The sequence below is a fragment of the Nitratireductor arenosus genome, assembly GCF_009742725.1.
Taxonomy (GTDB): Bacteria; Pseudomonadota; Alphaproteobacteria; order Rhizobiales; family Rhizobiaceae; genus Mangrovimarina; species Mangrovimarina arenosa.
Genome location: NZ_WPHG01000011.1, coordinates 19,447 through 42,417, shown reverse-complemented (window position 1 = coordinate 42,417; position 22,971 = coordinate 19,447). Strand labels below are relative to the sequence as shown.

Annotated in this window: 24 protein-coding genes; 15 read left to right on the top strand and 9 right to left on the bottom strand. The window is 64.6% G+C overall.

Annotated features, from left to right (window positions below):
• Positions 1-207: 207 nt before the first annotated feature.
• The 3 genes from hdaA to GN330_RS23170 are packed head-to-tail and all read right to left on the bottom strand — an operon-like array spanning position 208 to position 2,588.
• On the bottom strand, positions 208-915 hold the full coding sequence (hdaA, locus tag GN330_RS23180) for a DnaA regulatory inactivator HdaA (protein ID WP_425487199.1): 708 nt from the start codon (positions 913-915) through the stop codon (positions 208-210).
• A 10-nt stretch (positions 916-925) separates the two neighbouring features.
• Positions 926-2,059 (bottom strand): AI-2E family transporter, encoded by a 1,134-nt coding sequence (locus GN330_RS23175; RefSeq protein WP_156716090.1) that lies wholly within the window; start codon positions 2,057-2,059, stop codon positions 926-928.
• The gene (locus GN330_RS23170; RefSeq protein ID WP_343041089.1) at positions 2,031-2,588 is read right to left on the bottom strand and encodes a CDP-alcohol phosphatidyltransferase family protein; all 558 of its coding nucleotides are present in this window, start codon (positions 2,586-2,588) and stop codon (positions 2,031-2,033) included. The genes GN330_RS23175 and GN330_RS23170 overlap by 29 nt, the downstream gene beginning before the upstream one ends.
• A 239-nt stretch (positions 2,589-2,827) precedes the next feature.
• Here GN330_RS23170 and purM point away from each other — a divergent pair, with 239 nt between their 5' ends.
• The 3 genes from purM to GN330_RS23155 all read left to right on the top strand — a co-directional run bounded on the left by purM (position 2,828) and on the right by GN330_RS23155 (position 5,129).
• A complete protein-coding gene (gene purM, locus GN330_RS23165; RefSeq protein WP_156716085.1) occupies positions 2,828-3,892 on the top strand; it encodes a phosphoribosylformylglycinamidine cyclo-ligase in 1,065 nt (354 codons plus the stop codon).
• On the top strand, positions 3,889-4,605 hold the full coding sequence (gene purN, locus GN330_RS23160) for a phosphoribosylglycinamide formyltransferase (RefSeq protein ID WP_156716083.1): 717 nt from the start codon (positions 3,889-3,891) through the stop codon (positions 4,603-4,605). Before purM ends, purN begins: the two co-directional genes overlap by 4 nt.
• Positions 4,606-4,667: 62 nt before the next feature.
• Positions 4,668-5,129, top strand: a complete 462-nt coding sequence (locus GN330_RS23155; RefSeq protein ID WP_156716081.1) for a DUF1801 domain-containing protein — start codon at positions 4,668-4,670, stop codon at positions 5,127-5,129.
• Positions 5,130-5,143: 14 nt separating this feature from the next.
• Here GN330_RS23155 and GN330_RS23150 read toward each other — a convergent pair whose 3' ends face one another.
• Complete coding sequence (locus tag GN330_RS23150) at positions 5,144-7,252, bottom strand: molybdopterin-containing oxidoreductase family protein (RefSeq protein WP_156716079.1); 2,109 nt, start codon at positions 7,250-7,252, stop codon at positions 5,144-5,146.
• Positions 7,253-7,365: 113 nt separating this feature from the next.
• Between GN330_RS23150 and GN330_RS23145 the strand changes: the two genes are divergently transcribed.
• On the top strand, positions 7,366-8,232 hold the full coding sequence (locus GN330_RS23145) for a 23S rRNA (adenine(2030)-N(6))-methyltransferase RlmJ (protein WP_156716076.1): 867 nt from the start codon (positions 7,366-7,368) through the stop codon (positions 8,230-8,232).
• 4 nt (positions 8,233-8,236) lie between these two features.
• Here GN330_RS23145 and GN330_RS23140 read toward each other — a convergent pair whose 3' ends face one another.
• Complete coding sequence (locus GN330_RS23140; RefSeq protein WP_156716074.1) at positions 8,237-8,662, bottom strand: nuclear transport factor 2 family protein; 426 nt, start codon at positions 8,660-8,662, stop codon at positions 8,237-8,239.
• Positions 8,663-8,809: 147 nt separating this feature from the next.
• Here GN330_RS23140 and GN330_RS23135 point away from each other — a divergent pair, with 147 nt between their 5' ends.
• Together GN330_RS23135 and GN330_RS23130 are read left to right on the top strand one after the other, a co-directional pair.
• Entirely contained in the window at positions 8,810-9,229 is a 420-nt protein-coding gene (locus GN330_RS23135; RefSeq protein ID WP_156716072.1) for a hypothetical protein, read from the top strand.
• Between the two features lie 54 nt (positions 9,230-9,283).
• Positions 9,284-9,886: a glutathione S-transferase family protein gene (locus GN330_RS23130; protein ID WP_156716070.1), complete on the top strand. Its 603-nt coding sequence runs from the start codon at positions 9,284-9,286 to the stop codon at positions 9,884-9,886.
• Positions 9,887-10,033: 147 nt separating this feature from the next.
• Here the strand turns inward: GN330_RS23130 and GN330_RS23125 are convergent, their stop codons facing one another.
• Complete coding sequence (locus tag GN330_RS23125) at positions 10,034-10,693, bottom strand: outer membrane protein (protein ID WP_156716068.1); 660 nt, start codon at positions 10,691-10,693, stop codon at positions 10,034-10,036.
• 390 nt (positions 10,694-11,083) lie between these two features.
• Here GN330_RS23125 and GN330_RS23120 point away from each other — a divergent pair, with 390 nt between their 5' ends.
• From GN330_RS23120 to GN330_RS23095, 6 genes are all read left to right on the top strand, one after another.
• A complete protein-coding gene (locus GN330_RS23120) occupies positions 11,084-11,848 on the top strand; it encodes an SDR family oxidoreductase (protein ID WP_156716066.1) in 765 nt (254 codons plus the stop codon).
• Positions 11,845-13,854 (top strand): excinuclease ABC subunit UvrC, encoded by a 2,010-nt coding sequence (uvrC, locus tag GN330_RS23115; protein WP_156716064.1) that lies wholly within the window; start codon positions 11,845-11,847, stop codon positions 13,852-13,854. Before GN330_RS23120 ends, uvrC begins: the two co-directional genes overlap by 4 nt.
• A gap of 104 nt (positions 13,855-13,958) precedes the next feature.
• On the top strand, positions 13,959-14,546 hold the full coding sequence (gene pgsA, locus GN330_RS23110; protein WP_156716062.1) for a CDP-diacylglycerol--glycerol-3-phosphate 3-phosphatidyltransferase: 588 nt from the start codon (positions 13,959-13,961) through the stop codon (positions 14,544-14,546).
• A gap of 10 nt (positions 14,547-14,556) precedes the next feature.
• Positions 14,557-14,808, top strand: a complete 252-nt coding sequence (moaD, locus tag GN330_RS23105) for a molybdopterin converting factor subunit 1 (protein WP_156716060.1) — start codon at positions 14,557-14,559, stop codon at positions 14,806-14,808.
• Between the two features lie 4 nt (positions 14,809-14,812).
• Positions 14,813-15,301 (top strand): molybdenum cofactor biosynthesis protein MoaE, encoded by a 489-nt coding sequence (locus GN330_RS23100; RefSeq protein ID WP_156716058.1) that lies wholly within the window; start codon positions 14,813-14,815, stop codon positions 15,299-15,301.
• A gap of 113 nt (positions 15,302-15,414) precedes the next feature.
• The gene (locus tag GN330_RS23095) at positions 15,415-17,655 is read left to right on the top strand and encodes a sensor domain-containing protein (RefSeq protein ID WP_197435287.1); all 2,241 of its coding nucleotides are present in this window, start codon (positions 15,415-15,417) and stop codon (positions 17,653-17,655) included.
• An 81-nt stretch (positions 17,656-17,736) separates the two neighbouring features.
• Here GN330_RS23095 and ndk read toward each other — a convergent pair whose 3' ends face one another.
• Together ndk and GN330_RS23085 are read right to left on the bottom strand one after the other, a co-directional pair.
• On the bottom strand, positions 17,737-18,159 hold the full coding sequence (ndk, locus tag GN330_RS23090) for a nucleoside-diphosphate kinase (protein ID WP_156716054.1): 423 nt from the start codon (positions 18,157-18,159) through the stop codon (positions 17,737-17,739).
• A 73-nt stretch (positions 18,160-18,232) separates the two neighbouring features.
• The gene (locus GN330_RS23085) at positions 18,233-18,925 is read right to left on the bottom strand and encodes a glutathione S-transferase family protein (protein ID WP_156716052.1); all 693 of its coding nucleotides are present in this window, start codon (positions 18,923-18,925) and stop codon (positions 18,233-18,235) included.
• Positions 18,926-18,987: 62 nt separating this feature from the next.
• Here GN330_RS23085 and GN330_RS23080 point away from each other — a divergent pair, with 62 nt between their 5' ends.
• The 3 genes from GN330_RS23080 to GN330_RS23070 all read left to right on the top strand — a co-directional run bounded on the left by GN330_RS23080 (position 18,988) and on the right by GN330_RS23070 (position 22,256).
• Entirely contained in the window at positions 18,988-19,500 is a 513-nt protein-coding gene (locus GN330_RS23080) for a DinB family protein (protein ID WP_156716049.1), read from the top strand.
• Positions 19,501-19,575: 75 nt separating this feature from the next.
• On the top strand, positions 19,576-21,453 hold the full coding sequence (locus GN330_RS23075; protein WP_156716047.1) for an ABC-F family ATP-binding cassette domain-containing protein: 1,878 nt from the start codon (positions 19,576-19,578) through the stop codon (positions 21,451-21,453).
• The gene (locus GN330_RS23070) at positions 21,450-22,256 is read left to right on the top strand and encodes a crotonase/enoyl-CoA hydratase family protein (RefSeq protein WP_156716045.1); all 807 of its coding nucleotides are present in this window, start codon (positions 21,450-21,452) and stop codon (positions 22,254-22,256) included. Before GN330_RS23075 ends, GN330_RS23070 begins: the two co-directional genes overlap by 4 nt.
• Before the next feature lie 22 nt (positions 22,257-22,278).
• Here the strand turns inward: GN330_RS23070 and GN330_RS23065 are convergent, their stop codons facing one another.
• Complete coding sequence (locus tag GN330_RS23065) at positions 22,279-22,893, bottom strand: hypothetical protein (protein WP_156716042.1); 615 nt, start codon at positions 22,891-22,893, stop codon at positions 22,279-22,281.
• Positions 22,894-22,971 lie beyond the last annotated feature (78 nt).

Here is a 22,971-nt window from a genome sequence, read left to right as displayed (position 1 = left end):
ATCTGCCACGGAATCTCCACCGGCTCTGAAAAAGTCCTGATATCGCTATGAAAAATGCTCGGAATCTGGTATTAACACCACTCCTCCCAAACCAGATGCGCTACCAGGCTGCGCTACGCTCCGCGACCCGACGGAGGCCGTGGGATACACAGGTCGCGCGCCGACCGCAACCGCTTTTGCAGCGGCGCGGCCTTGGGCTTGCCGGGCTCACAGGTCGAGCCCGCCCTGCCCGGCGTCCATGGCACCGATCACCTGGGCCGCCAGCGCCCGCGAAATCCGACATTTCTGCTCCATCGCAGCGCGGTCGAGCCGCTCGACGACCCGGTTCGCCGTCGACAGCGAACGCTCGATGCGGGCGATCAGATAATGCACGACATGACGCTCGATTTCGACCTGACGGTCGGCGAACAGTTTGGTGATCACCCCGGCGAGCAAAATATCGTCCGGTTCGCCGATTTCGACCAGGGTGGCCGCCTTCAGCCGCGAATTGAGATCGGCGAGCCCAATGCCCCAGGCCGCTGGGAAATGGCGCGAGGTCAACAGGAGGCTCGAACCGGCCGCGCGCACGGCGTTGATCAGGTGAAACAGCACCGTCTCGTCGAAGGCACCGGGCGCGATGCCGTCGACCAGGATAGGGCGTTCGGCGAGCACGGCCGGGTCGACCGCGGCGATGTCACCGACCGCGGGCGCGAGAGCGGCCGCCCGCGCCGTCCAGATATTGGCCAGATGCGTCTTGCCCGACCCGGTCGGCCCGGCCAGCACGACCACGGGCGACGACCAGTCCGGCCAACGGTCGATCATGGCGACAGCGGCCTCGTTGGCAGCCGAGACGATCAGGTGGTCGCGCGAGTATTCAGCGCGGTGGCCGAGATCGAGCGGCAATTGCCGGGGTGGAGGCGCATCGGACATCGTCAAAGCCGGCCGGTCACTCGCCGGTCGTTCCATGGCCCCGGTACATAGGCGAGGCGAGGTAGCGGGCGAGCGCGAAGCGAACCAGCACCGCCACGGCGGCTGCAGCCGGCACGGCGATCAGGAGACCGACGAAGCCAAACAGCGTGCCGAAGGCGAACAGGGCGAACATCAGCCAGACCGGATGCAGGCCGACGCTCTTGCCAACCAGCTTGGGCTGCAGGATGTTGCCTTCGATGAACTGGCCGCCGAAGAAGATCGCGGCGACGGCGGCCACCATCATCCAGTCCGGCCAGAACTGGACAAAGGCGACACCGACCGACAGCGTCAGCCCGACCAGCGACCCGATATAGGGGATGAAGCTGATCAGCCCGGCGACCAGGCCGATCAGAAGCCCGAAATTGAGCCCCACCACCGTCAGCCCGACGGCGTACATGACGCCGAGGATGAGACACAGCGTGCCCTGCCCGCGCAGGAAGCCGGCGGTGGCGGTGTTGATGTCGGTGGCGAGCCGGCGCACGGTCCCGACATGTTCGCGCGGCACCCAGCCGTCGATGGTCTCGACCATACGGTCCCAGTCGAGCAGCATGTAGAAGGCGACCACCGGAGTGACGACCAGAAGGCCGGCGATGTTGATGATCGCCAGTCCCGACGACCACAGCGACTGGAACAGTCCGGTCAAAAACCCGGCGCCGGAACTGATCAGCGAGCTCAGCGCCTCGCGCAGGCTGTCGGAGTTGACGCCGATCGTGCGTTCCAGCCAGGCCGGATCCATGTTCATCACCAGCGCCTGGAGACGCGAAAAATAGTCCGGCAGCTTGGCCCCGAAATCGGCGAGCTGGGTCGCCAGGATGGGGACGATCACCATCAGCGCCAGTACGAAGGCAAGCAGGAACCCGATCAGGATGACGATGGTGGCGGCGAGCCTCGACAGCCCGTAGCCTTCCAGCTTGTCGGCGACGGGATCGAGGAAATAGGCCAGCACCATGCCGGCCACGAAGGGCAGCAGGATGGAGCTGAAGATAAGCAGGAAAAGGATCAGCAGCGCCGCCGCGATCAGCCAGAATAGCACCTGACGACGCAGCGACGCGGCCGCGATGCGGTACGCCTCGTTCTGATTCTCACTCGCCTGGATTCGCGCTTTCGCCATAATCGTTCATGTGCCGGAGCCAAGCCACGAGATAGGCCGCGGCGGAAGCCAGGGTCAAGAGGCCCGAGACAATGACCAGTCCGCCGCGCAACCCGCCGGTATGATAGTCGAAGGCGAGTTCCGACAGAACCAGCGCCGCCAGCACGATCTGCACGGCGGTATTGGCCTTGGACACGAAAAGCGGTTTCACCTCGACCGGATTGCCCATGATCGTCGACAACAGCACCGCCGCGACGATCAGCGCGTCGCGCGAAACGGCCGCGATCACCAGCCATAGGGGCAGTTCCGCCATATAACCGAGCACGACGAAGACCGATACCAAAAGCAGCTTGTCGGCCATCGGGTCGAGATAGGCGCCGAGTTCGGAGCGCTGGTCGAATTGCCGGGCGATGAAACCGTCGACGCCGTCAGAAATGCCGGCGATCAGGAAGCAGGCCAGCGCCCAACCCATATTTTCCGTCAACAGCGCGAACACCACGGCCGGCACCAAAAAAAAGCGCAGGATGGTAATCACATTTGGTATGGTCACGATGGCTCTCCGAACCGGCCGCGATATCTCACGCGGATAGATGGACGGTTTCGGTCCGGCCTTCAAGCCGACAGGGCCAACGCAACCCGGCCGGGACAAAACGCCGGCTGGGACAAAACGGTTGACGGCGGTGTGCGCGGCCGTCGTGGCCTTGCAGCCCGGTCGTCTTCATGCGAAGAGCCGCCTGACTGGGTGCGCCAGGCAGCGACATGCTGGCGGCCGAACCGACGGGAAGCGCCATGAGCCAGGGCAAGAATGGTCTCACCTACGCCGAAGCGGGCGTGGACATCGACGCCGGCAACGCCCTGGTCGACAAGATCAAGCCGCTGGTCAGATCGACGCGGCGCCCTGGTGCCGACGGCGAGATCGGTGGTTTCGGCGGCCTGTTCGACCTCAAGGCGGCCGGTTTCAGCGATCCGGTCCTGGTGGCGGCCAATGACGGCGTCGGCACCAAGCTGAAAGTCGCGATCGAGGCCGGCATCCATGACACGGTCGGCATCGACCTGGTGGCCATGTGCGTCAACGACCTCGTGGTGCAGGGCGCCGAACCATTGTTTTTCCTCGACTATTTCGCCACTGGCCGGCTCGACCCGGACCAGGGCGCAGCAATCGTGTCGGGCATCGCGGCCGGCTGCCGCGAGGCCGGCTGCGCGCTGATCGGCGGCGAAAGCGCGGAAATGCCGGGCCTCTACCGCGACGACGACTACGATCTGGCCGGCTTCGCGGTCGGGGCGGCCGAACGCGGCCAGCTCCTGCCGACCGACGACATCGCCGAGGGCGACGTGATTTTGGGCCTGTCGTCGTCGGGGGTGCACTCCAACGGGTTTTCGCTGGTGCGCCGGATCGTCGAGAAGACCGGCCTCGCCTGGGACGCGCCGGCCCCGTTCGCGGCGGAGCGCACGCTAGCCGAAGCGCTGCTCGAACCGACCCGGATCTACGTCAAGCCCTTGCTGAACGCGGTGCGCGGCACACACGGCATCAAGGCGCTAGCCCACATCACCGGCGGCGGCTTTCCCGAAAACATACCGCGCGTGCTCACCGACGACTGGTCGGCCGAGATCGACCTGGAAGCAATCGACGCGCCGCCGGTCTTCGGTTGGCTGCAGCGCGAAGGCGGCGTGGCCGAGCGCGAAATGCTGCGTACCTTCAATTGCGGGATCGGCATGATCGCCGTGGTCGCGGCCGGTCAGGCCGCGCAGGTCGCCGCCGTGCTCAACCAGGCCGGCGAAACAGTGACCTCGATCGGGCGCATCGTGCCGCGACGCGACGCCGGCGTGATCTATCGCGGGACGATCGAGCTATGAGGGCGCGCCGGCGTATCGCCATCCTGATCTCCGGGCGCGGTTCCAACATGGAAGCGCTGATCACCGCAGCGGCAGGTGCAGACTTCCCGGCAGAGATCGTCACGGTGATCTCAAACCACCCAGACGCGGCCGGTCTCCAGATCGCGCGCGGGCACGGGATCGAGACCGTCGCGATCCCGCATCACGATCATGTCGACCGAGCCGCCCACGAGGTCGAAATCGGCCGCGTTCTGGCCGAATGCAGACCCGACATCGTCTGCCTGGCTGGTTACATGCGGCTTTTGACGCCCCGCTTCGTGGCGACATGGGAAGGCCGGATGATCAACATCCACCCATCCCTGCTGCCGGCCTTTCCGGGCCTCCACACACATCGCCGGGCGCTCTTACAAGGCGTGCGCGTCCACGGCTGCACCGTCCATTTCGTCACCGAGGCCATGGATGACGGCCCGATCATCGCCCAGGCGGCGGTACCGGTGCTGTCGGGCGACACCGAGAACTCTCTGGCAGTGCGCGTGCTTCTAGCCGAGCACAAACTCTATCCAATGGCGCTTTCCATGGTGGCCCGCGGCGAAGTGTCGATGCGGGACGGCCGGGCCGTGTTTTCAGGCACCGGCGACGGCGATCCCCAAACGCGGCTTTTTTCCCCCGCGCTCGCGGAGGCCGATCCCGCCGAGATCGCCGACCTTGAACATCTGGCGCGCTTCACGCCTTGAGCAGGCGGGGCAATGCCGCGCCAAGATCAGCGGATAGTTTGCGGCGTACGGGGTAAATTTCGATGGCCGACACGACAACGATACCGCCGATCGACAATGCCGCCATCCGTGCGGTCTTCGAGGCGTGGCCGCCCGGCTTGCGGAGCCGGCTCCTGCATCTCAGGCGACTTGTCTTCGAGACAGCCGCGGCCACCGAGGGCGTGGGAGAACTCGACGAGACGCTGAAATGGGGTCAACCGGCCTATCTCACCACCCGCTCGGGCAGCGGCAGCACGATTCGCCTCGGCGCACTGCGCGGCCAGGAAGGGTACGCGCTTTACTTCATCTGCCATACCGGCCTGGTGGAACGCTTTTCGGAGCTCTATCCGTCGACGCTACACTGCGTCGACAACCGCGCCCTCCATTTCGGGATGGACGACGCGCTGCCGGAGGCGGAACTGCGCCATTGCGTGCAACTGGCGCTGACCTACCACGTGCGCAAGCGCGGTGCCGGCTCCGGGCGAAGGGCGCCGTCAGCCGACTGACGGCGAAGTGAAGGTCAACCAGCCGGGCGGATCCACACGCGGTTGTCGTGGAACGCCGCCCCGCCATAGGGTGCGGGTGCATCGGCACCAGTCAGAACGTTGATGCCTTCACCACGCTCATGCGTGGCGTTGGGCCAGATTCCTTCCGCGACCGCCACGCCGCGCTTCACCCCATCGAAGATTTTCGCATGCAGCACGATCTCGCCACGTAAATTGCCGATCTCGACCCGGTCGCCGTCCTTGATGCCCATGTCGGCGGCGTCTTCGGGGTGAAGCATGATTTCCGGCCGCCCCTCGCGCTTTTTCGCGCTCGGCGTTTCGGAAAAACTCGAATTCAGGAACGAGCGCGCCGGCGATGTGGCGAGCCGGAAAGGATGGGCCTCGTCAGCCTCCTCGATCACGCCGACATGGTCGGGAAAATCCGGCAGCCGCTCGTGCGGCCCGAAGGCGCCCAGCGATTTCGGGGGTTTGGCGGGCGCCGCGGTGCCGGTCCAGTCGGGCCGGAAGCGGAACTTTCCGTCCGGGTGGCCAAACCCGTCCAAAAAATGAGCGGTGTCGAAATCCGGCTGCAGGTCGGCCCAGCGTTCGGCGCTGAAACTGTCGAAATCGCCCAGCCCGCGCTTGGCCAGCATGACGTCTATATGCTCGCGCGCGCTCATGCCGAAACCCGGACGATCGGCGACACCGAGGCGCTTGGCCAGCCCCTCGATGACATCGAGGTTGGGGCGCGGCCCAGCGGGCGGATCGATCAGCTTCGGGCCGAGGATGATGTGTTGATGGCCGCCGCCGCGATAGATGTCGTCATGCTCGAGGAACATGGTGGCAGGCAGGACAACATCGGCGAGGGCTGCCGTCTCGGTCATGAACTGCTCGTGCACGCAGGTAAACAGGTCCTCGCGCAGAAAGCCCTTTTTCACCAGCCGCTGCTCGGGGCAGACATTGGCCGGATTGGTGTTCTGGATCAGCATCGCGGTGATCGGTGGGCCATGGCGCAACGCCTCGGCGTCGCCGGTCAGGATACGGCCGACCTGCGACTGGTCGAGCATGCGGATACGCGGATCGGCGAGCTTCACCCCCTCCAACAGCGTCTTGTCGAGCCTGAAGATGCCGGAATTGGAGTGAAAGGCGCCGCCGCCCTCGTACTGCCAAGCGCCGGTGACGGCGGCGATCGACAGGGCGGCATGCATGTTGACGGCGCCGTTGCGCTGGCGCGCGAAACCGTAACCGAGGCGGAAAAAGCTGCGTTTGGTGGTGCCGACCAGCCGGGCGAAGGTCTCGATCTCGGCAACCGTGAGGCCGGTAATCGCGGCTGCCCATTCGGGCGTGCGCGAAGCCAGATGCGTCTCGAGCCCGGCCGGATCGTCGGTGTATTTTTCCAGATAGGCCCGGTCGGCATGACCGTCGCGAAACAGGACATGCATGACCGCGCAGGCGAGTGCGCCATCGGTGCCCGGCCTGAGCACGAGGCCAAGATCGGCCTGTTTCATGGTGGCGTTGTCGTAGACGTCGATCACCACGATCCTGGCGCCGCGTTCCTTGCGGGCGCGAACGGCATGGGTCATCACGTTGACCTGGGTGGCAACCGCGTTGGTGCCCCAGATGACGACGCAGTCCGATTTCGCCATTTCGCGCGGATCGGCGCCGCGCAGCGCGCCCGCGCCCATGACGAAACCCGTCCAGGCGAGATTGGTGCAGATCGATTCGAAAAAGCCGGAATATTTTTTGGCGTGGCGCAGCCGATGGATCGAATCGCGCTGCACCAGCCCCATCGTGCCGGCATATTGATAGGGCCAGACCGTCTCGCTGCCGAAACGCGCCTCGGCGGCGATGAATTTTTCCGCCACCAGATCGAGCGCGGCCTCCCAGCTCGCCTCCTTCCAAGCGCCCTCCCCCTTGGCGCCGGCGCGCACCAGCGGCTTCAGGAGCCGGTCGGGATGATGGACGCGTTCGGCATAACGCGCGACCTTGGCGCAGATCACGCCGGCGGTGTAGGTGTTGTCGCGCGCGCCGTGCACGCGGCCGATACGGCCGCCGTCGAGAAGCTCGACATCGAGCGCGCAGGTCGAGGGGCAGTCGTGCGGGCAGGCAGAGTGGCCGATCGCGATCTTGGCGTGCTGGTTCATGCCGGCGAAACTATCGGGTTTGGACGTTGGGCGACAGCCATCCCGGCGAAAAAGAACTGATCCACCCGATCGGCGATGCCGATGGCGGTGCGTCGTGAATACGGGTTGAGTACATGAACTATCGCCACGGCTATCACGCGGGAAACTTCGCCGACGTGGTCAAACACGCGGTGCTGACGCGCATCCTCGTCTATCTCAAGCGCAAGGACAAACCGTTCAGGGTGATCGATACCCATGCCGGCGCCGGTCTCTACGATCTTTCCTCCGAGGCGGCGCAGAAGACCGGTGAATGGCGCTCCGGCATCGTCAAAGTGTTGGAGGCGGATCTCGCCGAGCCGGCGAAAAGCCTGCTTGCGCCCTATCTGGAGGCCGTGGCGGCGCTCAACCCGGCCGAGCCGCTGCGGTTTTATCCGGGCTCGCCGGAGATCACCCGCCATCTGCTGCGCGCCCGCGACCGGCTGACGGCGATCGAACTGCAGCCGCAGGAGGCATTCGCGCTGAAAACGCGCTTCGACGGCGACTACCAGGTCCGGGTCCTCGAACTCGACGGCTGGCTGGCGCTCGGCGCGCATGTGCCGCCGAAGGAAAAGCGCGGGCTGGTTCTGGTCGATCCGCCGTTCGAGCGTGAGGGCGAGTTCGATCGTATCGTCGACGGTCTGGTCAAGGCGCATCGGCGCTGGCCGGGCGGCATCTATGCGTTTTGGTATCCGATCAAGGATCACGCCGCGGTGGCGCGCTTTCGCGACCGCCTGCGCAACGCCGGAATTGCGCGCATCCTCGACGTCTCCTTGTCGGTGCGCGGCCCCTCCCCCGAACCGAGGCTCGACGGGTCCGGCCTCGTCGTCGTCAACCCGCCTTTTCTGCTGGAGGAGGAGATGCAGACTATCCTGCCGACGCTGGCAGTACTGCTCGCCGAGGACGACACCGCGTCCTGGCGGATAGAGCATCTGGCCGGCGAGGACGCGGCGCAAACGGACTGAGTCGTCAGCCGAACAGCTTGCGCCGCAGGCGCTCGATGCCGAGAAAGATCCCGCCCAGACCGTTCGGCCCGTAAGGCTCATATGCTCGCAGGCGAGAGATCAGCCCGTTGCGGGTCTCGAACACGAAGACCTGCGGAAAACTGAGCGCCTGGCCGTTTTTCAGCACATGATTTGTGTCGATTTCTACGGCGCCGCTCACCGCGTCCCGTCCCTCGAACAGATGGATGGTCGTGAAGCCGAACCGCTGTATGACCGACAATCCCCAGTCGAGTCCGGCCTCGATTTCGGCGCGCCCATTCATCTGTGGACTGGGATAATGTGGATCGAACAGCCGGGCGTCCTCGCTGAAGCACGACAACGCGGTCTGTTTGTCCCGGGCCTCGAGCGCCCGAAACAGACGCTCCAGCACGGCCGATGCCGGTTCCGTCATCGCATCCCCCAGCCCTTCTTGAAAGTCTACCCGGTGCGAAGCCTATCACAACGGCCGAGGGCGACAACACGGGCCGCCGCAACTTGACCGGGCCACGGGTATTCATCAAAGTGCGCCTCCCTCCCCGCCCGACTCGGAGTAACGAGAATGGTCCGTCCCGTCCGCCTCGGTTTCGCGTTGTCGCTGCTTGCGGGAGCGTCGATGTTGGTTGCCTCTGCCAGCGCCCACGACCTGACACCACGCGCATGCCGCGACGACGCGATCTTGTCGCGCATCACCGCGAAATTCCGCCATCAGGTCCGTCACGTACCGCATCTGCCCGACGTCGAAATCGTCGACTTCCGGCGCGTGCACGAGCGACGTTACCTGCCCTGGCGCGAGAACCGGCCGATCGCGCGCCGCTATTGCGGGGCGACGGCGGTGTTGTCGGACGGGCGCCGGCGGACCATCTGGTACCTGATCGAGGACCGGATGGGATTTGCCGGCATCGGCGACGGCGTGGAGTTCTGCGTGTCGGGCTTCGACCGCTGGAAGGCCTATAACGGCCGCTGCCGGGTCGTGCGCTGACCCATCGGCGCGCAACGGATCGTCTCAAGGAATACACACAAGGCCGACACCATCATGATCCGCATCCTCTACGCCCCGCCTTCACCCTATTCGGCCAAGGTCCGCATGGCCGCCACGCTGGCGCAGGTGCCGTTCGAGGCCGTGCCGGTCGACACCGGCGCGGAACCCGAGATTCTGATCGACGCCAATCCGCTGGGCAAGATCCCGGTGCTTCTCACCGAGGAGGGTTTCGCGCTCTACGACAGCCGCGCGATCACCCAATATCTCAACCGGATCTCCAGGAATGCGGTCTTTCCGCGCAATGCGGTCAAACGCACGGAGGCTGAGTGCATGGAGGCGCTGGCCGACGGCATCACCGACTGCCTGCTGGCCCATGTCTACGAGCGGCGCTTCCATCCGCCGGACAAGGTGTACCAGCCTTGGCTCGACCGGCAATGGGCGAAGGTGGAGCGGGCGCTCGACCGGCTGAATGCCGAGCCGCCAAAGCTCGGACGGCGCATCCATTGCGGGCATGTCGCGCTCAGGGCGGTGTTTGGCTATCTAGAATTACGCTTCGGCACCGACTGGATGCGCGGGCGGACCAGGCTGAAAAACTGGATGAAACGGTTCGACGACAAACATCCCGACCTGGTGGCGCTGCTGCCGGCCGCATCGTAACGCGGGCCGTCCTGCCAAGGCACGCCCCCTCATTGCCGACAGCACCCCGGAAACCACGCATGCCGTCGGCTCTATGCCGGCCCGACGAAAAAAGGCCGGGCGCCAAACGCCCGGCCGATCTTTCTTGGTTTCGTGCTGCCGTCCGGCTCAGAACTTCATGCCGAGACCGAACAGGACCTTGTTTTCGCTGGCATCGACCGCGGTCGGGCCACCCGACAGCGAAAAGTCCTTGTCGCCATAGTCGACATAGCGGTATTCGCCGCGTGCGAAAATTCGCTCGGTCAGCCTGATGTCGGTGCCGACGCCGGCGGTCCAACCCAGCATGGTATTGGTGTCAGACGTGGTCGCGTCGGACACTTCCAGCCGACCCGCGGCACCGCCGGCGGTGCCGTAGACCAGCACACGGTCGCTCAAGGCGACGCCGAGGCGTGCCCGCAGCGTGCCGTCGACGCCCGATTGCGACGTCAGGCCGGCGTTGGTGCCCTCGTTGCCGTTATAGCCGATATCGGCTTCCGCACCGTAGACGAACATGCCGTCCTGGACGTTCCAGCCACCAAAGGCGCCACCCTGGAAACCATCGGTGTTGATGGAATTGCCCGGTGCACGGGTGCGGCTGCTGAAACCGTAGCCGCCATAGGCACCGACATAACCGCCGGACCAGGTGTAGACCGGCACTTCTTCGACCGGCAACGGCGCCACCGGCGTCTGGTCGATGACATCCGCGGCCTGGGCCGGGACTACGCCGAGAAGGGCGACGGCGCCGAACGCCGCGGCGATCGAACGTGCGTAGTTGGTTTTGATACTCATCATATTCTCTCCTTGGTCACTCGGCGGAAACGGAACCGCTTCCCCCGCATGAACGCGCGCCGGACCGTATGGGGAGGAACGGGGCGGGTCCGGCTGCGGCGAATGTCGGGTTTGAATTTGGCTGAAAGGCACCGAAAATCTGGTCATTGGCTGGCCGCTATGCGGCCGAAATTTGACGTGACGTTTCAGCAACAGACGGCCGGCAAGGTACAGAAAATGATTCAGAATTTGTCCTTATGTTTCTGAAATGATTATATAAATCTCTCGTGCGATCACGCCGCGTCGTCCTGGCAGAGCAAAATACCGAGAGACGGCCACGGCGAAAGAGCGCCTTTCAATCGTAATTTTGCCGCATATATTTCAGCGGTGTTAACGGGAGTGAACGGACCCATGGCCGAAAACGGGCCTACAGCCCTTGTCACCGGCGGCGCCCGGCGCATCGGCGCCGCGATCATCCAGGACCTCGCCGCCAACGGCTTTTCCGTCGCGATCCACTGCAACCGCTCCCGCGACGACGCCGACAGACTTGCCGACGAGGTCGCGCGAGCCGGCGCACGCGTTGCCGTGCTGCCCGCCGATCTGTGCGATCCTGACGCCGCCGCCGGGTTGATCGCCGTAGCCGCCGTCGCGCTCGGACCGGTGCGCCTGCTGGTCAACAACGCCTCGGCTTTCGACGACGACAGTCCGGCCGATCCCGACTGGCAAAAATGGGACCGGCACTTCGCCCTGCATCTGAAGGCGCCGGTGCTTCTGGCCTCGACCATGGCCAAGGCGCTGCCCGCCGGCGAAGACGGGCTCGTCGTCAACGTCGTCGACCAGCGGGTCTGGAAGCTCACGCCGCAATTCTTTTCCTATACGCTGTCGAAATCGGCCCTGTGGACGGCGACCCGCACCATGGCCCAGGGTCTGGCGCCGCGTATCAGGGTCAATGCGATCGGCCCCGGGCCGACACTGAAGAACGCGCGGCAGGCGGTGTCCGACTTTCGCGCCCAGACCGACGCCCTGCCGCTCGGACATGGCCCTCTGCTGACGGAATTCGGCGCCACCATACGTTATCTTTGGCAAACGCCGTCGATCACCGGCCAGATGATCGCGCTTGACGGTGGCCAGCACCTTGCCTGGCAGACACCTGATGTGACAGGCATGCGCGAATGACATCCGAACACGACCCCGATCCGGACAACCGGACCAATGAAAGCGGCGATGAGGCGACCGCCGTAGCGCGCACGATAGCCGCCGGCCCCATCGACTGGACCTCCGGCGCTGAGGACGCTGGCGATAAGAGCGGCCTCGAACTGATCGGCGAATTCGTCAAGCGGCTGCCCAACGCGCCTGGCGTCTACCGGATGATGAACGCGGCCGGCGACGTGCTTTACGTCGGCAAGGCGCGCAGCCTGAAGAAGCGGGTCAACAACTATGCGCAGGGGCGCGGCCATACCAATCGCATCGCCCGCATGGCGCGCGAGACGGCGGCGATGGAATTCGTCGTCACGCGCACCGAGATCGAGGCGTTGCTGCTCGAAGCCAATCTCATCAAGCGCCTGCGGCCGCGCTTCAACGTGCTGTTGCGCGACGACAAATCCTTTCCTTACATCCTGATCACCGGCGACCATCGCGCGCCCGGCATTTTCAAGCATCGCGGCGCACGCTCGCGCAAGGGCGAGTATTTCGGTCCCTTCGCCTCGGCGGGTGCGGTCGGGCGCACGATCAACGCGCTGGAGCGGGCCTTCCTGCTGAGAAGCTGCACCGATTCCGTGTTCGAAAGCCGCACCCGCCCCTGCCTGCTCCACCAGATCAAGCGCTGCTCGGCCCCGTGCACCGGCGAGATCAGCGACGAGGGTTACGCCGCGCTGGTGGACGAGGCCAAGGCCTTCTTGTCCGGCCGGAGCCAGAAGGTGAAAGCGGAGATTTCGACGGCGATGCAGGAGGCCGCCGAACGGCTCGATTTCGAACGCGCGGCGGTATTGCGTGACCGGCTGTCGGCGCTGAGCCATGTCCAGAGCCATCAGGGCATCAATCCGCAATCGGTCGAGGAGGCCGATGTCTTCGCCATCCATCAGGAAGGTGGGCAAAGCTGCATTGAGGTGTTTTTCTTCCGCACCGGCCAGAACTGGGGCAACCGCGCCTATTTTCCCAAGGCCGACTCCGCGCTCGGCCCCGCGGAGGTGCTCGGCGCCTTCCTGACGCAGTTTTATGACGACAAGCCCTGCCCGCGCGCGATCCTGCTCACCCACACGGTCGAGGACCAGGAATTGCTGGCCGCGGCTTTGTCGGCCAAGGCCGGACACAAGGTTGCTATCGGTGTCCCGCGCCGCGGCGAAAAGAAGGACCTGGTCGACCACGCGCTGCAAAACGCGCGCGAGGCACTTGGGCGCCGCCTGGCCGAGACCTCGTCGCAGGCCCGCCTGCTGGCGGGGCTGGCCGAGACCTTCGGGCTTGAAAGCCCGCCCCGGCGGATCGAGGTCTACGACAACTCGCACATCATGGGGACCAACGCCGTCGGCGCGATGATCGTCGCCGGGCCCGAGGGTTTCGCCAAGGCGCACTACCGAAAATTCAACATCCGTTCGACCGACATCGCGCCCGGCGACGATTTCGGCATGATGCGGGAGGTGATCGAGCGGCGCTTCACGCGCCTTTTGAAGGAACAGCCGGACGGGACCGATCCGGAAGTCGATACCCACGAACAGGCCGATAGCTTGCCCGCATGGCCCGACCTGGTGCTGATCGATGGCGGCCAAGGCCAGATGAACGCCGTGCGCGCCGTCTTCGCCGAACTGGGCATTACCGAGCGCGTCACCGCGATCGGCGTCGCCAAGGGCCTCGATCGCGAAGCGGGCCGCGAGCGGTTTTTCGTCCACGGGCGGGCGCCTTTCATGCTGCCGCCCCGCGATCCGGTGCTTTATTTCACCCAGCGGCTGCGCGACGAGGCGCACCGCTTCGCGATCGGCTCGCACAGGGCCCGGCGCAAGCAGGAAATGGTGAAAAACCCGCTGGACGAGATCGGTGGCATTGGGCCGGCCCGCAAACGCGCTTTGCTGCACCATTTCGGCACCGCCAAGGCCGTGAGCCGCGCCGGTGTCGAGGACCTGCTGACGGTGGACGGCATTTCCGAGGCGATGGCCAAGCAGATCTACGATCATTTCCACGACAGGGGCTGATCCGCGTCGCCTTGGCCCATTGTGTGTGCGCGCCCTTTCCGCGATGTTGACCGCGAGCGCCCGCTTCTGGTTTGAGTGGGCGGGTCCAACGGTGTTGTCATTTCATGTCCAACCGCGCTTTCAACCTGCCGAACATCCTGACCTACGGACGCATCCTCGCCGTGCCGCTGATCGTGTTGTGCTTTTTCCTGGAAGGCCGCCTGCGCTCAAGTGACTTCGCGCGCTGGAGCGCGCTCGGCCTGTTCATCGCCGCCAGCTTGACCGACTATCTGGACGGTTATCTGGCGCGCATCTGGCAACAGACCTCCAATATCGGCAGGATGCTCGACCCGATCGCCGACAAGCTTCTGGTCTCGACCTGCCTGCTTCTGCTCGCCGCCGATCCCGCGCGCACCATCCATGGCTGGTCGCTGTGGGCGGCGATCATCATCCTGTGCCGTGAAATCCTGGTCTCGGGGCTGCGCGAATATCTCGCCGAACTGAAGGTCAGCGTCCCGGTGACGCGGCTAGCAAAGTGGAAGACCACCATCCAGATGGTCGCGATCGGCTTCCTGCTGGCCGGGCCGGCGGGGGCGAAAGTGCTGCCCTATACGGTCGAGATCGGCATCACGCTGTTGTGGATTTCGGCCCTGGTCACGCTCTATACGGGCTATGATTATTTCCGCGCCGGTTTGAAACACATCATCGATTGAGGCCCGCGCCATGAAACTGGTCTATTTCGCCTGGGTGCGCGAGCGAATCGGACACGCCGAGGAAGAGATCGACCTGCCCGATGAAATCGTCACCGTGGCCGATCTGCTCGCTTGGCTCGCCGGCCGCGGCGAGGGATACGAAATCGCCCTCAAACACGCCTCGGCGATCCGCGTCGCCATCAATCAGGAACATGTCGCCCACGACGCGCGCATCGAGGGTGCGCGCGAGATCGCGCTGTTTCCGCCGATGACGGGCGGGTAAGGCGATGAGCGCCCCGATCGACCCGGCCGTGCGCATCCAGCGCGAGGATTTCGACCTCGCAAAAGAGAGCACGGCGCTGTGCGCGGGCCGCAGCGATGTCGGCGCGCTGGTCACCTTTAGCGGCCTGTGCCGTGACGAGGCGGGCACGCTGGCCGCGCTCGAACTGGAGCATTATCCCGGCATGGCCGAAGCCGAAATCCGCCGCATCGCCCGCCAGGCGGCCGAACGCTGGCCGCTGAACGCGCTCACCGTCATTCACCGTTACGGAAAAATCCGCCCCGGCGAGAACATCGTCTTGGTGCTTGCCGCTTCCCGGCACCGCCAAGCCGCCTTCGACGCGGCCGCCTTCATCATGGACTTTCTGAAGACACGCGCCCCGTTCTGGAAAAAGGAGCACCATGCCGACGGATCCGAGGGCGGATGGGTGGAGGCCCGTGACGTGGACGACGAGGCTACACAGCGATGGCATAAATCGCCCCCTCCCGACCGCTAAGCGGGGCTTAATCATAAGCCCGAAGTTTTTTTCGCGATTAGACTTTTCGCAACTCTCGCTTACTACGCTGCGTCCCAACAACAATGACGAGCACGGGACGGGGATTTGCGGCTTTGCTGGACAGTTTCGGCGCCATAGACGGCTTCATGCTTCCGATCGCGGCCGCTGCCGGGTTAGCATGCACAGCCGGCCTGACCGCAGCCGTGATTCACTATCGCGGGCTCTGCCGCCAATGGCGCGACGAACATCGCAACCTCTCAAGTCTGGTGGAAAATCTTTCCGAAGGTATTTACCGTTCCAGCCTCGACGGGCGCCAATTGAGTGCCAACCGGGCTCTGGTCAAGCTCAACGGCTACGAGACGGAGGCAGAGTTGCTGGCCGCCGTGAAGAACATCGGCTCGGAATGGTATGTCGACCCGAAACGGCGCGACGAGTTCCGCGAGATCCTGCAGCGCGACGGCTATGTCGAGGATTTCGTATCGGAAATCTACCGGCACAAGACACGCGAACGAATCTGGATCACCGAGTCGGCACGGATCGTCCACCACCGGCGCAACGGCCGGGCGCTCTATTATGAGGGGTCGGTGCGCGAAATTACCGAAACGGTCACGCGGCTGCGGCTCGAGGAGCAGTTCCAAAAACTGACAAGCAACCTGCCGGGGGGGTTATTCCAGATCGTGCGGGGCCGCAGCTTCGATATCGCGGTCAATTATTTGAGCGAAGGCTTTCAAAACCTGCTCGAGGTTCCGATCGAAGAGCATATTGCCGGACGGGAACTGTTTTCCCGCTTCGTGAAGCCGGAAGACCGAAAGGCTTATTTCAGCGCGTTCCGCGCCTCCTACGACACAATGGAGCCGCTCGATCACGAGTTTCGCATCACCACCGCGACCGGGAAGGAAAAGTGGCTGCGCATCAGTGCCAAACCGGAACGGTTGGACGACGGTCAGGTGAGTTGGTACGGCTATGTATCGGACATTTCGCTGCGCAAGCGCCAGGCGCTCGAAATCGAGGAACTGGCGTTCTACGACCCGCTGACCAAGCTGCCGAACAGGCGCCTACTCACCGAACGCATCGCGCGCTCGGCGAAGATCTGCAGGCGCACCCGAATGCCAAGTGCGCTGTTTTTCATCGATCTCGACAATTTCAAATCGCTCAACGACACCCAGGGGCACGGTATCGGCGATGAATATCTCGTCGAGATATCCAGCCGACTGCGCCATTGCGTGCGCGATAGCGACACCGTGGCCCGCATGGGGGGCGACGAATTCGTCGTCATCCTGGACGGGCTGGGCGACAGCGACGCCGAGGCGGCGTCAAAGGCGATCATGGCCGGCAACAAGATGCTGGCAGCGCTGAGGCGGCCGTTCGAGCGTGGAGAACTGCGTCACAGTTCGTCGGCGAGCATGGGCGTCGTCGTGTTCGGCGGACACGAGAGGGATGGCGACGATCTGCTCAAGCGCGCGGATATCGCCATGTACCAAGCCAAGGGAGCCGGACGCGACGGTTTGGCACTGTTCGACGAAAACTGGATGGACGGCGAAAAGGAGCGCTTCACGCTTCTGGAGGACTTTCGCCGGGCACTCGAGGACGAGACGCTGGAGCTCCAGTTCCAACCTCAGGTCGATCGCGAAGGTCGCGTCGCCGGCGCCGAGGGATTGCTACGCTGGCGCCATCCGCGGCTCGGCATGGTGCCGCCAGACCGCTTCATCGCGTTGGCCGAACAGGCCGGGCTGATGCACCAACTTTGCCGTTTCGTTCTGGCAAGCGGGGTGCGAACGCTTGCCCGCTGGCAGCGGCACCCTGAAACGGCCGATCTCGGATTGTCGCTCAATGTCAGCGTGCAATCGTTCTCCGGCCCGCAATTCATGCCGTTCCTGGAAAGCCTGCTCGCCGACCATGCCATCGACGCCTCGCGGCTGACGATCGAATTCACCGAACATGTCATGGCGACCGACCAGGCGCTCGTCGCCAGCCGTATGAAAACGCTGAAGAGCGCCGGGCTGCGCTTTTCGCTCGACGATTTCGGCACCGGATATTCGTCGTTGGCCCGGCTGAAATCACTACCCTTCGACGAAGTCAAGATCGACGGCAGTTTCGTGCGCGATATCGAAACCTCGGACGGCGACCGGGCGCTGGTGCGAACGATCCTAGCGATGGCCAACACGCTCGGCCTGGACGCCGTGGCCGAACACGTCGAAACCCGCAGCCAGGAGGCGTTTTTGTATGCGTTCGGCTGCGACCTGTTCCAGGGCTACCTATACGCCCCCGCCTGCCGCGAGGAGGTCTTTCTGGAGGCGGCGCGCGCCCGCGCGACGGCCGGCAATGCCGTCGAACCGCTGCGTCTTGAGGCATGAGGACGACGAACGAGCGCCGGACAGGATCGTAAAAGACCGGCTCGCGGCCGGCCTTTTTGCGTTTTCGGGAAAGCCCCGGCGTCAGCCGACGACTTCGATGTCGGAAAACCAATATTTGATCTCCTGCGCGGCGGTAGCCGGTGCGTCGGAACCGTGCACGGAGTTTTCGCCGATCGAACGGGCGTGAACCTTGCGGATTGTGCCGTCGGCGGCGTCGGCGGGATTGGTCGCGCCCATCACTTCGCGGTTTTTGGCGATCGCGTTTTCGCCTTCCAGGACCTGGACCACGGTCGGGCCGGAGGACATGAATTCGCACAACTCGTCGAAGAACGGCCGTTCCTTGTGCACGGCGTAAAAGCCTTCGGCCTCGCGGCGGCTCATCCACACGCGCTTGGAGGCGACGACGCGCAGACCGGCTTCCTCGAGCATGGCGGTGATGGCGCCGGTCAGGTTGCGACGTGTCGCGTCGGGCTTGATCATGGAAAAAGTGCGTTCGATCGCCATCGAATGTTCCTTTGAAAGATGCGGGGAAGGTCGCGGCTCTATACAAGCCGCCCCGCGCCTTGCCAAGAGCGGTTCAGGCGGCCGCGGCTACGCGCCCGGCAAGGCCGTCATGAAGCGCCAGGCAACGTTCGAGCCACGCAGCGACGGGATCGTCGGCATCAAGCAGCCGGAACGACGAAACGACGCGCGCCCATTGAAAGGCACCGAACACGATATAGTCGCAGAACAGAGGCCCCTGCCCGCCGATGAAGGGTTGGACGGCGAGCGTGGCGCGCAAGGGCTCCAACTGCCTGCGAAAACCATCCAAACCCTCATGTCTGCCGGCGCCGGCCTCTTCCAGCGTCTTGCCGAACCGGGCCTCGCGCGAGCGGCGGAAATAGGCTTGGTCGGGGGCCGCCAGACAGGCATTGATATCGGCAAGCAGCGCGCCGCCGATGAAGCCATGCACAACCGCCTGGGTCCAGCGCTCGACAAACCGCGCCATCGCCTGGCCGCCGGGTCCGCCGAACAGCGTCGGGCGGTCCGGATAGGTTTTTTCCAGATAAAGGGCGATATCGAAGGAATCGCCGACGACGCGGTCACCGTCGCGGATCAGCGGCACCGTCCGGCCGGAGCCGTTTTCGATCGTGGCGACCCTCGTAAACGGCGTCGGGACACGTTCGAACGGGACATTCTTGTGGGCGAGCGCCATCGCCGCCTTCCAGCAATGCGGGCTGAAGGGACGTTGCAAATCGGCACCGACGAGTTCGTAGAGCAGAATTGTCATGGAGCGTTTCCCAAACCAGTGTTAGGAGGGATTTTCGATCATTCGTCACCGGAAAGAAACCGATGAAACGGCATTTTCGCATGATGGCGGCCTATAATTGTTGGGCGAACGCCACGCTCTACGATGCGGCCGCCGATTTGACCGACGCCGAATTCGGCCATGATACCGGCGTGTTCTTCAAATCGATGCTGGGCACACTGAACCACATCCTGGTCGCCGACCGCATCTGGATGAAGCGCTTCACCGCCGAAGGCGACGCGCCGAAATCGCTCGACGCCATCATCCATCCGAACCTGACGCCGTTGCGGCTCGCACGCGAGGCCGAGGACACCCGTATCGCAGCCTGGGTGGATAGCCTTTCCGACGCCGCGCTCGCCGGACGCTTTACCTATGTCACCGTCACCGACATGAAGACGGTCAGCCAGAGGCTGGCGCCGGCGATGGCGCATTTCTTCAACCACCAGACCCATCACCGCGGCCACGCCCACGCGATCCTGTCGCTCTTGGGAAAAACGCCGCCATCGCTCGACATGGTCTATTTCCAGCGCACCGAGGACGGGCGGGAATTTGCCTGACGGCAGGGCCGTACTGCTACGCATGATCGCGTACCCCTTGCATCCGGGCGCGCGCTCGGCCACAACCCCGCGGCCATGATTACCATCAACGACCTTTCGCTGCGCATCGCCGGGCGCCTTCTGATCGACCACGCCTCGCTGTCGCTGCCGGGCGGGGCCAAGGCCGGCCTGGTGGGACGAAACGGCACCGGCAAGACCAGCCTGTTTCGCGCCATCACCGGCGAGGCGCAGATAGAGAGCGGCTCGATCTCACTGCCGAAAAACGCCCGTATCGGCCAGGTCGCCCAGGAAGCGCCGGGAACCGAAGAACCGCTGATCGACATCGTTCTGGCGGCCGACAAGGAACGCACCGCGCTCTTGGCCGAGGAGCGCACCACGACCGACCCGCACCGGATCGGCGAAATCCACATGCGGCTGGCCGATATCGACGCCCATTCGGCCGAAGCGCGCGCGGCAACCATCCTGGCCGGGCTCGGTTTCGACGAGGCGGCGCAGAAAAGGCCGGCCTCGTCTTTTTCCGGCGGCTGGCGCATGCGTGTCGCGCTCGCCGCGGTGCTGTTCGCCGAGCCGGATCTTTTGCTTCTCGACGAGCCGACCAACTATCTCGACCTGGAAGGCACGTTGTGGCTGGAAAGCTATCTGACGCGTTACCCGCACACCGTGCTGTTGATTAGCCATGACCGCGACCTGCTCAACCGGGCGGTCAGTTCGATCGTGCATCTCGATCAGCACAAGCTGACCTTTTGGCGCGGAGGCTATGACCAGTTCGAACGCCAGCTCGCCGAAAAGCAGGCGCTGCAGGAAAAGGCGCGCACCAAGCAGGTCGCGCAGCGCAAGCACATGGAGGCCTTCGTCGAGCGCTTTCGCTACAAGGCTTCAAAGGCGCGCCAGGCCCAGTCGCGCCTCAAGGCGCTGGAGCGCATGGGCACGATCGCCACCGTGGTCAACCAGACCGTGCGGCCGTTCTCCTTTCCGGCGCCAGAGCGCAAGGTCGCCTCGCCGATCGTGGCCATCGAAAACGGTTCCGTTGGCTACCAGCCGGGGAAGCCGGTTCTGAAAAACCTGTCGCTGCGCATCGACGAGGACGACCGCATCGCGCTTTTGGGCGCCAACGGCAACGGCAAGTCGACCTTTGCCAAGCTGATCGCCGGCCGGCTCACGCTGGACGGCGGTAAGATCACGCTCGCCCCGCAGCTCAACGTGTCGATGTTCGCCCAGCACCAGCTCGACGATCTGCGCCCCGACGAAAACGCGATCGAACATGTGCGCCGCATGCTGCCCACCCTGCCGGAGGCCAAAGTGCGCTCCAGGGTCGCGCAGATGGGGCTGGCGACGGAAAAGATGAATACGCCGGCCAAGGATCTGTCCGGCGGCGAGAAGGCGCGGCTTTTGATGGGACTGGCCACGATCGAGGGGCCGAACCTGTTCATCCTCGACGAACCGACCAATCATCTCGACATCGATTCGCGCCATTCGCTGATCGAAGCGCTGAACGATTTCGAGGGCGCGGTGATCCTGATCTCGCACGATCGCCATTTGATCGAGGCCACCGCCGAAAGGCTGTGGCTGGTCAATGACGGCACCGTCGCGCCCTATGAGGGCGACATTGGCGACTATCGCAGCCTGGTGACCGGCGGGGCGAGCGACCGGCGCGAAAAGCGCGAGGTCGACAAGGCGTCCAAGGCCGAAAAGCGGCGCGAGGCGGCCGAACGCCGACGGGTGCTGGAACCGGTCGCCAAGCAGATCAAGGCGACCGAGGGATTGATGGAACGCACGCGCAAACGCATCGGCCTGATCGAGAAGGAGCTTGCCAACCCCGCGCTTTACGAGCGAGATTCAGCCAAGGTAGCGAAACTCGGCAAGGAGCGCTCCGAGCTCGCGGACCAGCTCGCCCGCCACGAGGAACTGTGGCTGACGCTCTCGGCGGAATATGAGGAAGGCATGGCGCAATGACCATCAGGACCGAACGCAACGGCGCAATCACGGTCGTGACCATCGACCGGCCCGAGGCGCGCAACGCGGTCAACCCGGCCATGGCGGAGGCGTTGTTTACCGCCTTCATCGCGTTCGATCGAGACGAAAGCCAGAAGGTCGCCGTTCTGGCGGGCGCGGGTGGAAGCTTCTGTGCCGGTTTCGACCTCAAGCAGGCGGCCGGCGGCATGGACGAGGAATGGTTCGCCGCCCACGATCTCGACCCGTCCTTCGACGGGCATGACGACCAGCCGCGAAAGGGCCCGATGGGTCCGACGCGGCTTTCCCTGTCGAAACCGGTGATAGCGGCGATTTCCGGTCCCGCGGTGGCCGGCGGCATGGAGCTCGCGCTGTGGTGCGACCTGCGGGTTATGGAGGACACCGCCTATATGGGCGTTTATTGCCGGCGCTGGGGCGTGCCGCTGATCGACGGCGGCACGGTGCGCCTGCCGCGGATCGTCGGCCATGGCCGGGCCATGGACCTGATCCTGACCGGCCGAAAGGTGGACGCAGGCGAATGCGCGGCGATCGGCCTCGCCAACCGGTTGTGCAAGCAAGGCGAGGCCCTTACAACCGCTCTCGAGTTGGCTGCCGAGATCGCGCGGTTTCCGCAGGCCTGCATGCGCGCCGACCGCAAATCCGCGCACGAGCAATGGTCGCTCGATCAGGCGCCCGCGCTTGCCAATGAATGGAAGAGTGCGGCCACTTTCCGCTCTGAAGGAGCCGACGGGGCGGCGCGGTTTTCGGCCGGCAAAGGCCGCTCAGGCGATTTCAACGAAATCTGAGCCAAGCGCATCACCGGACGGTTCAGTCGTCCTTGCCCCGCCCCCAGCGGCGGGTCTTGCTCTCATCCCTGGACGATTTCTTGCGGCCGCGCAGGCGAAATGCCGCCACCAGACCGACGAAACCGACGGCCATCAAGATATAACCGGCCGGAACGGCGCGCGGATCGAGATCGAAGGCGCCGGCGCGCAGAACCAGTTCGACGCGCGCCATCGCGATGCCTTCGGCGTCGCCCGGCCCGACGGTGAAGACATAGCGCTCGTCGCCGCTCACCGGGTCAATGATGCCGACCTCGTCGCGATAGACATAACCCGCAACCTGCGGGCTGTCGGGGCGCGGCGGCACGCCGATGAAGGTCACGGTCTCGGCGAAAACGGTCGCGCCGCCGGTCGATGCGGTGACGGTGAGCACGGCAAGCCTGTCGCTCGGCCTGAACTCGCCCGCGGCGGTCAGGTCGACGAGGACCCTGACCGGGGCTTCCGAAGGGGCAAGCGCGACTTCGGCCGGCTGAAAGCCAGCTTCGCGGTCGTAGACCTTGTAGCGGCCGATCTCATAGCCGGAGACATTGTCGACCGCCCAGGGATAGCCGATCCCGAGCGCGATACCGGCCACCAGAATGATCAGGAAGAAAAAACGCATCGCAATATCCCCTGCCCCGCGGCCGTTTGGCACGCCGGAAAATCAATGTCCACAACGGTATAGCCGCGCCCGATCCGC

Bases quoted from the DNA above. Each gene is read 5' to 3' on its own strand.
- GN330_RS23175 (WP_156716090.1), bottom strand. From the start codon at position 2,059: ATGGCGAAAGCGCGAATCCAGGCGAGTGAGAATCAGAACGAGGCGTAC.
- purM (WP_156716085.1), top strand. From the start codon at position 2,828: ATGAGCCAGGGCAAGAATGGTCTCACCTACGCCGAAGCGGGCGTGGAC.
- purN (WP_156716083.1), top strand. From the start codon at position 3,889: ATGAGGGCGCGCCGGCGTATCGCCATCCTGATCTCCGGGCGCGGTTCC.
- GN330_RS23155 (WP_156716081.1), top strand. From the start codon at position 4,668: ATGGCCGACACGACAACGATACCGCCGATCGACAATGCCGCCATCCGT.
- GN330_RS23150 (WP_156716079.1), bottom strand. From the start codon at position 7,252: ATGAACCAGCACGCCAAGATCGCGATCGGCCACTCTGCCTGCCCGCAC.
- GN330_RS23145 (WP_156716076.1), top strand. From the start codon at position 7,366: ATGAACTATCGCCACGGCTATCACGCGGGAAACTTCGCCGACGTGGTC.
- GN330_RS23140 (WP_156716074.1), bottom strand. From the start codon at position 8,662: ATGACGGAACCGGCATCGGCCGTGCTGGAGCGTCTGTTTCGGGCGCTC.
- GN330_RS23135 (WP_156716072.1), top strand. From the start codon at position 8,810: ATGGTCCGTCCCGTCCGCCTCGGTTTCGCGTTGTCGCTGCTTGCGGGA.
- GN330_RS23130 (WP_156716070.1), top strand. From the start codon at position 9,284: ATGATCCGCATCCTCTACGCCCCGCCTTCACCCTATTCGGCCAAGGTC.
- GN330_RS23125 (WP_156716068.1), bottom strand. From the start codon at position 10,693: ATGAGTATCAAAACCAACTACGCACGTTCGATCGCCGCGGCGTTCGGC.
- GN330_RS23120 (WP_156716066.1), top strand. From the start codon at position 11,084: ATGGCCGAAAACGGGCCTACAGCCCTTGTCACCGGCGGCGCCCGGCGC.
- uvrC (WP_156716064.1), top strand. From the start codon at position 11,845: ATGACATCCGAACACGACCCCGATCCGGACAACCGGACCAATGAAAGC.
- pgsA (WP_156716062.1), top strand. From the start codon at position 13,959: ATGTCCAACCGCGCTTTCAACCTGCCGAACATCCTGACCTACGGACGC.
- moaD (WP_156716060.1), top strand. From the start codon at position 14,557: ATGAAACTGGTCTATTTCGCCTGGGTGCGCGAGCGAATCGGACACGCC.
- GN330_RS23100 (WP_156716058.1), top strand. From the start codon at position 14,813: ATGAGCGCCCCGATCGACCCGGCCGTGCGCATCCAGCGCGAGGATTTC.
- ndk (WP_156716054.1), bottom strand. From the start codon at position 18,159: ATGGCGATCGAACGCACTTTTTCCATGATCAAGCCCGACGCGACACGT.
- GN330_RS23085 (WP_156716052.1), bottom strand. From the start codon at position 18,925: ATGACAATTCTGCTCTACGAACTCGTCGGTGCCGATTTGCAACGTCCC.
- GN330_RS23080 (WP_156716049.1), top strand. From the start codon at position 18,988: ATGAAACGGCATTTTCGCATGATGGCGGCCTATAATTGTTGGGCGAAC.
- GN330_RS23075 (WP_156716047.1), top strand. From the start codon at position 19,576: ATGATTACCATCAACGACCTTTCGCTGCGCATCGCCGGGCGCCTTCTG.
- GN330_RS23070 (WP_156716045.1), top strand. From the start codon at position 21,450: ATGACCATCAGGACCGAACGCAACGGCGCAATCACGGTCGTGACCATC.
- GN330_RS23065 (WP_156716042.1), bottom strand. From the start codon at position 22,893: ATGCGTTTTTTCTTCCTGATCATTCTGGTGGCCGGTATCGCGCTCGGG.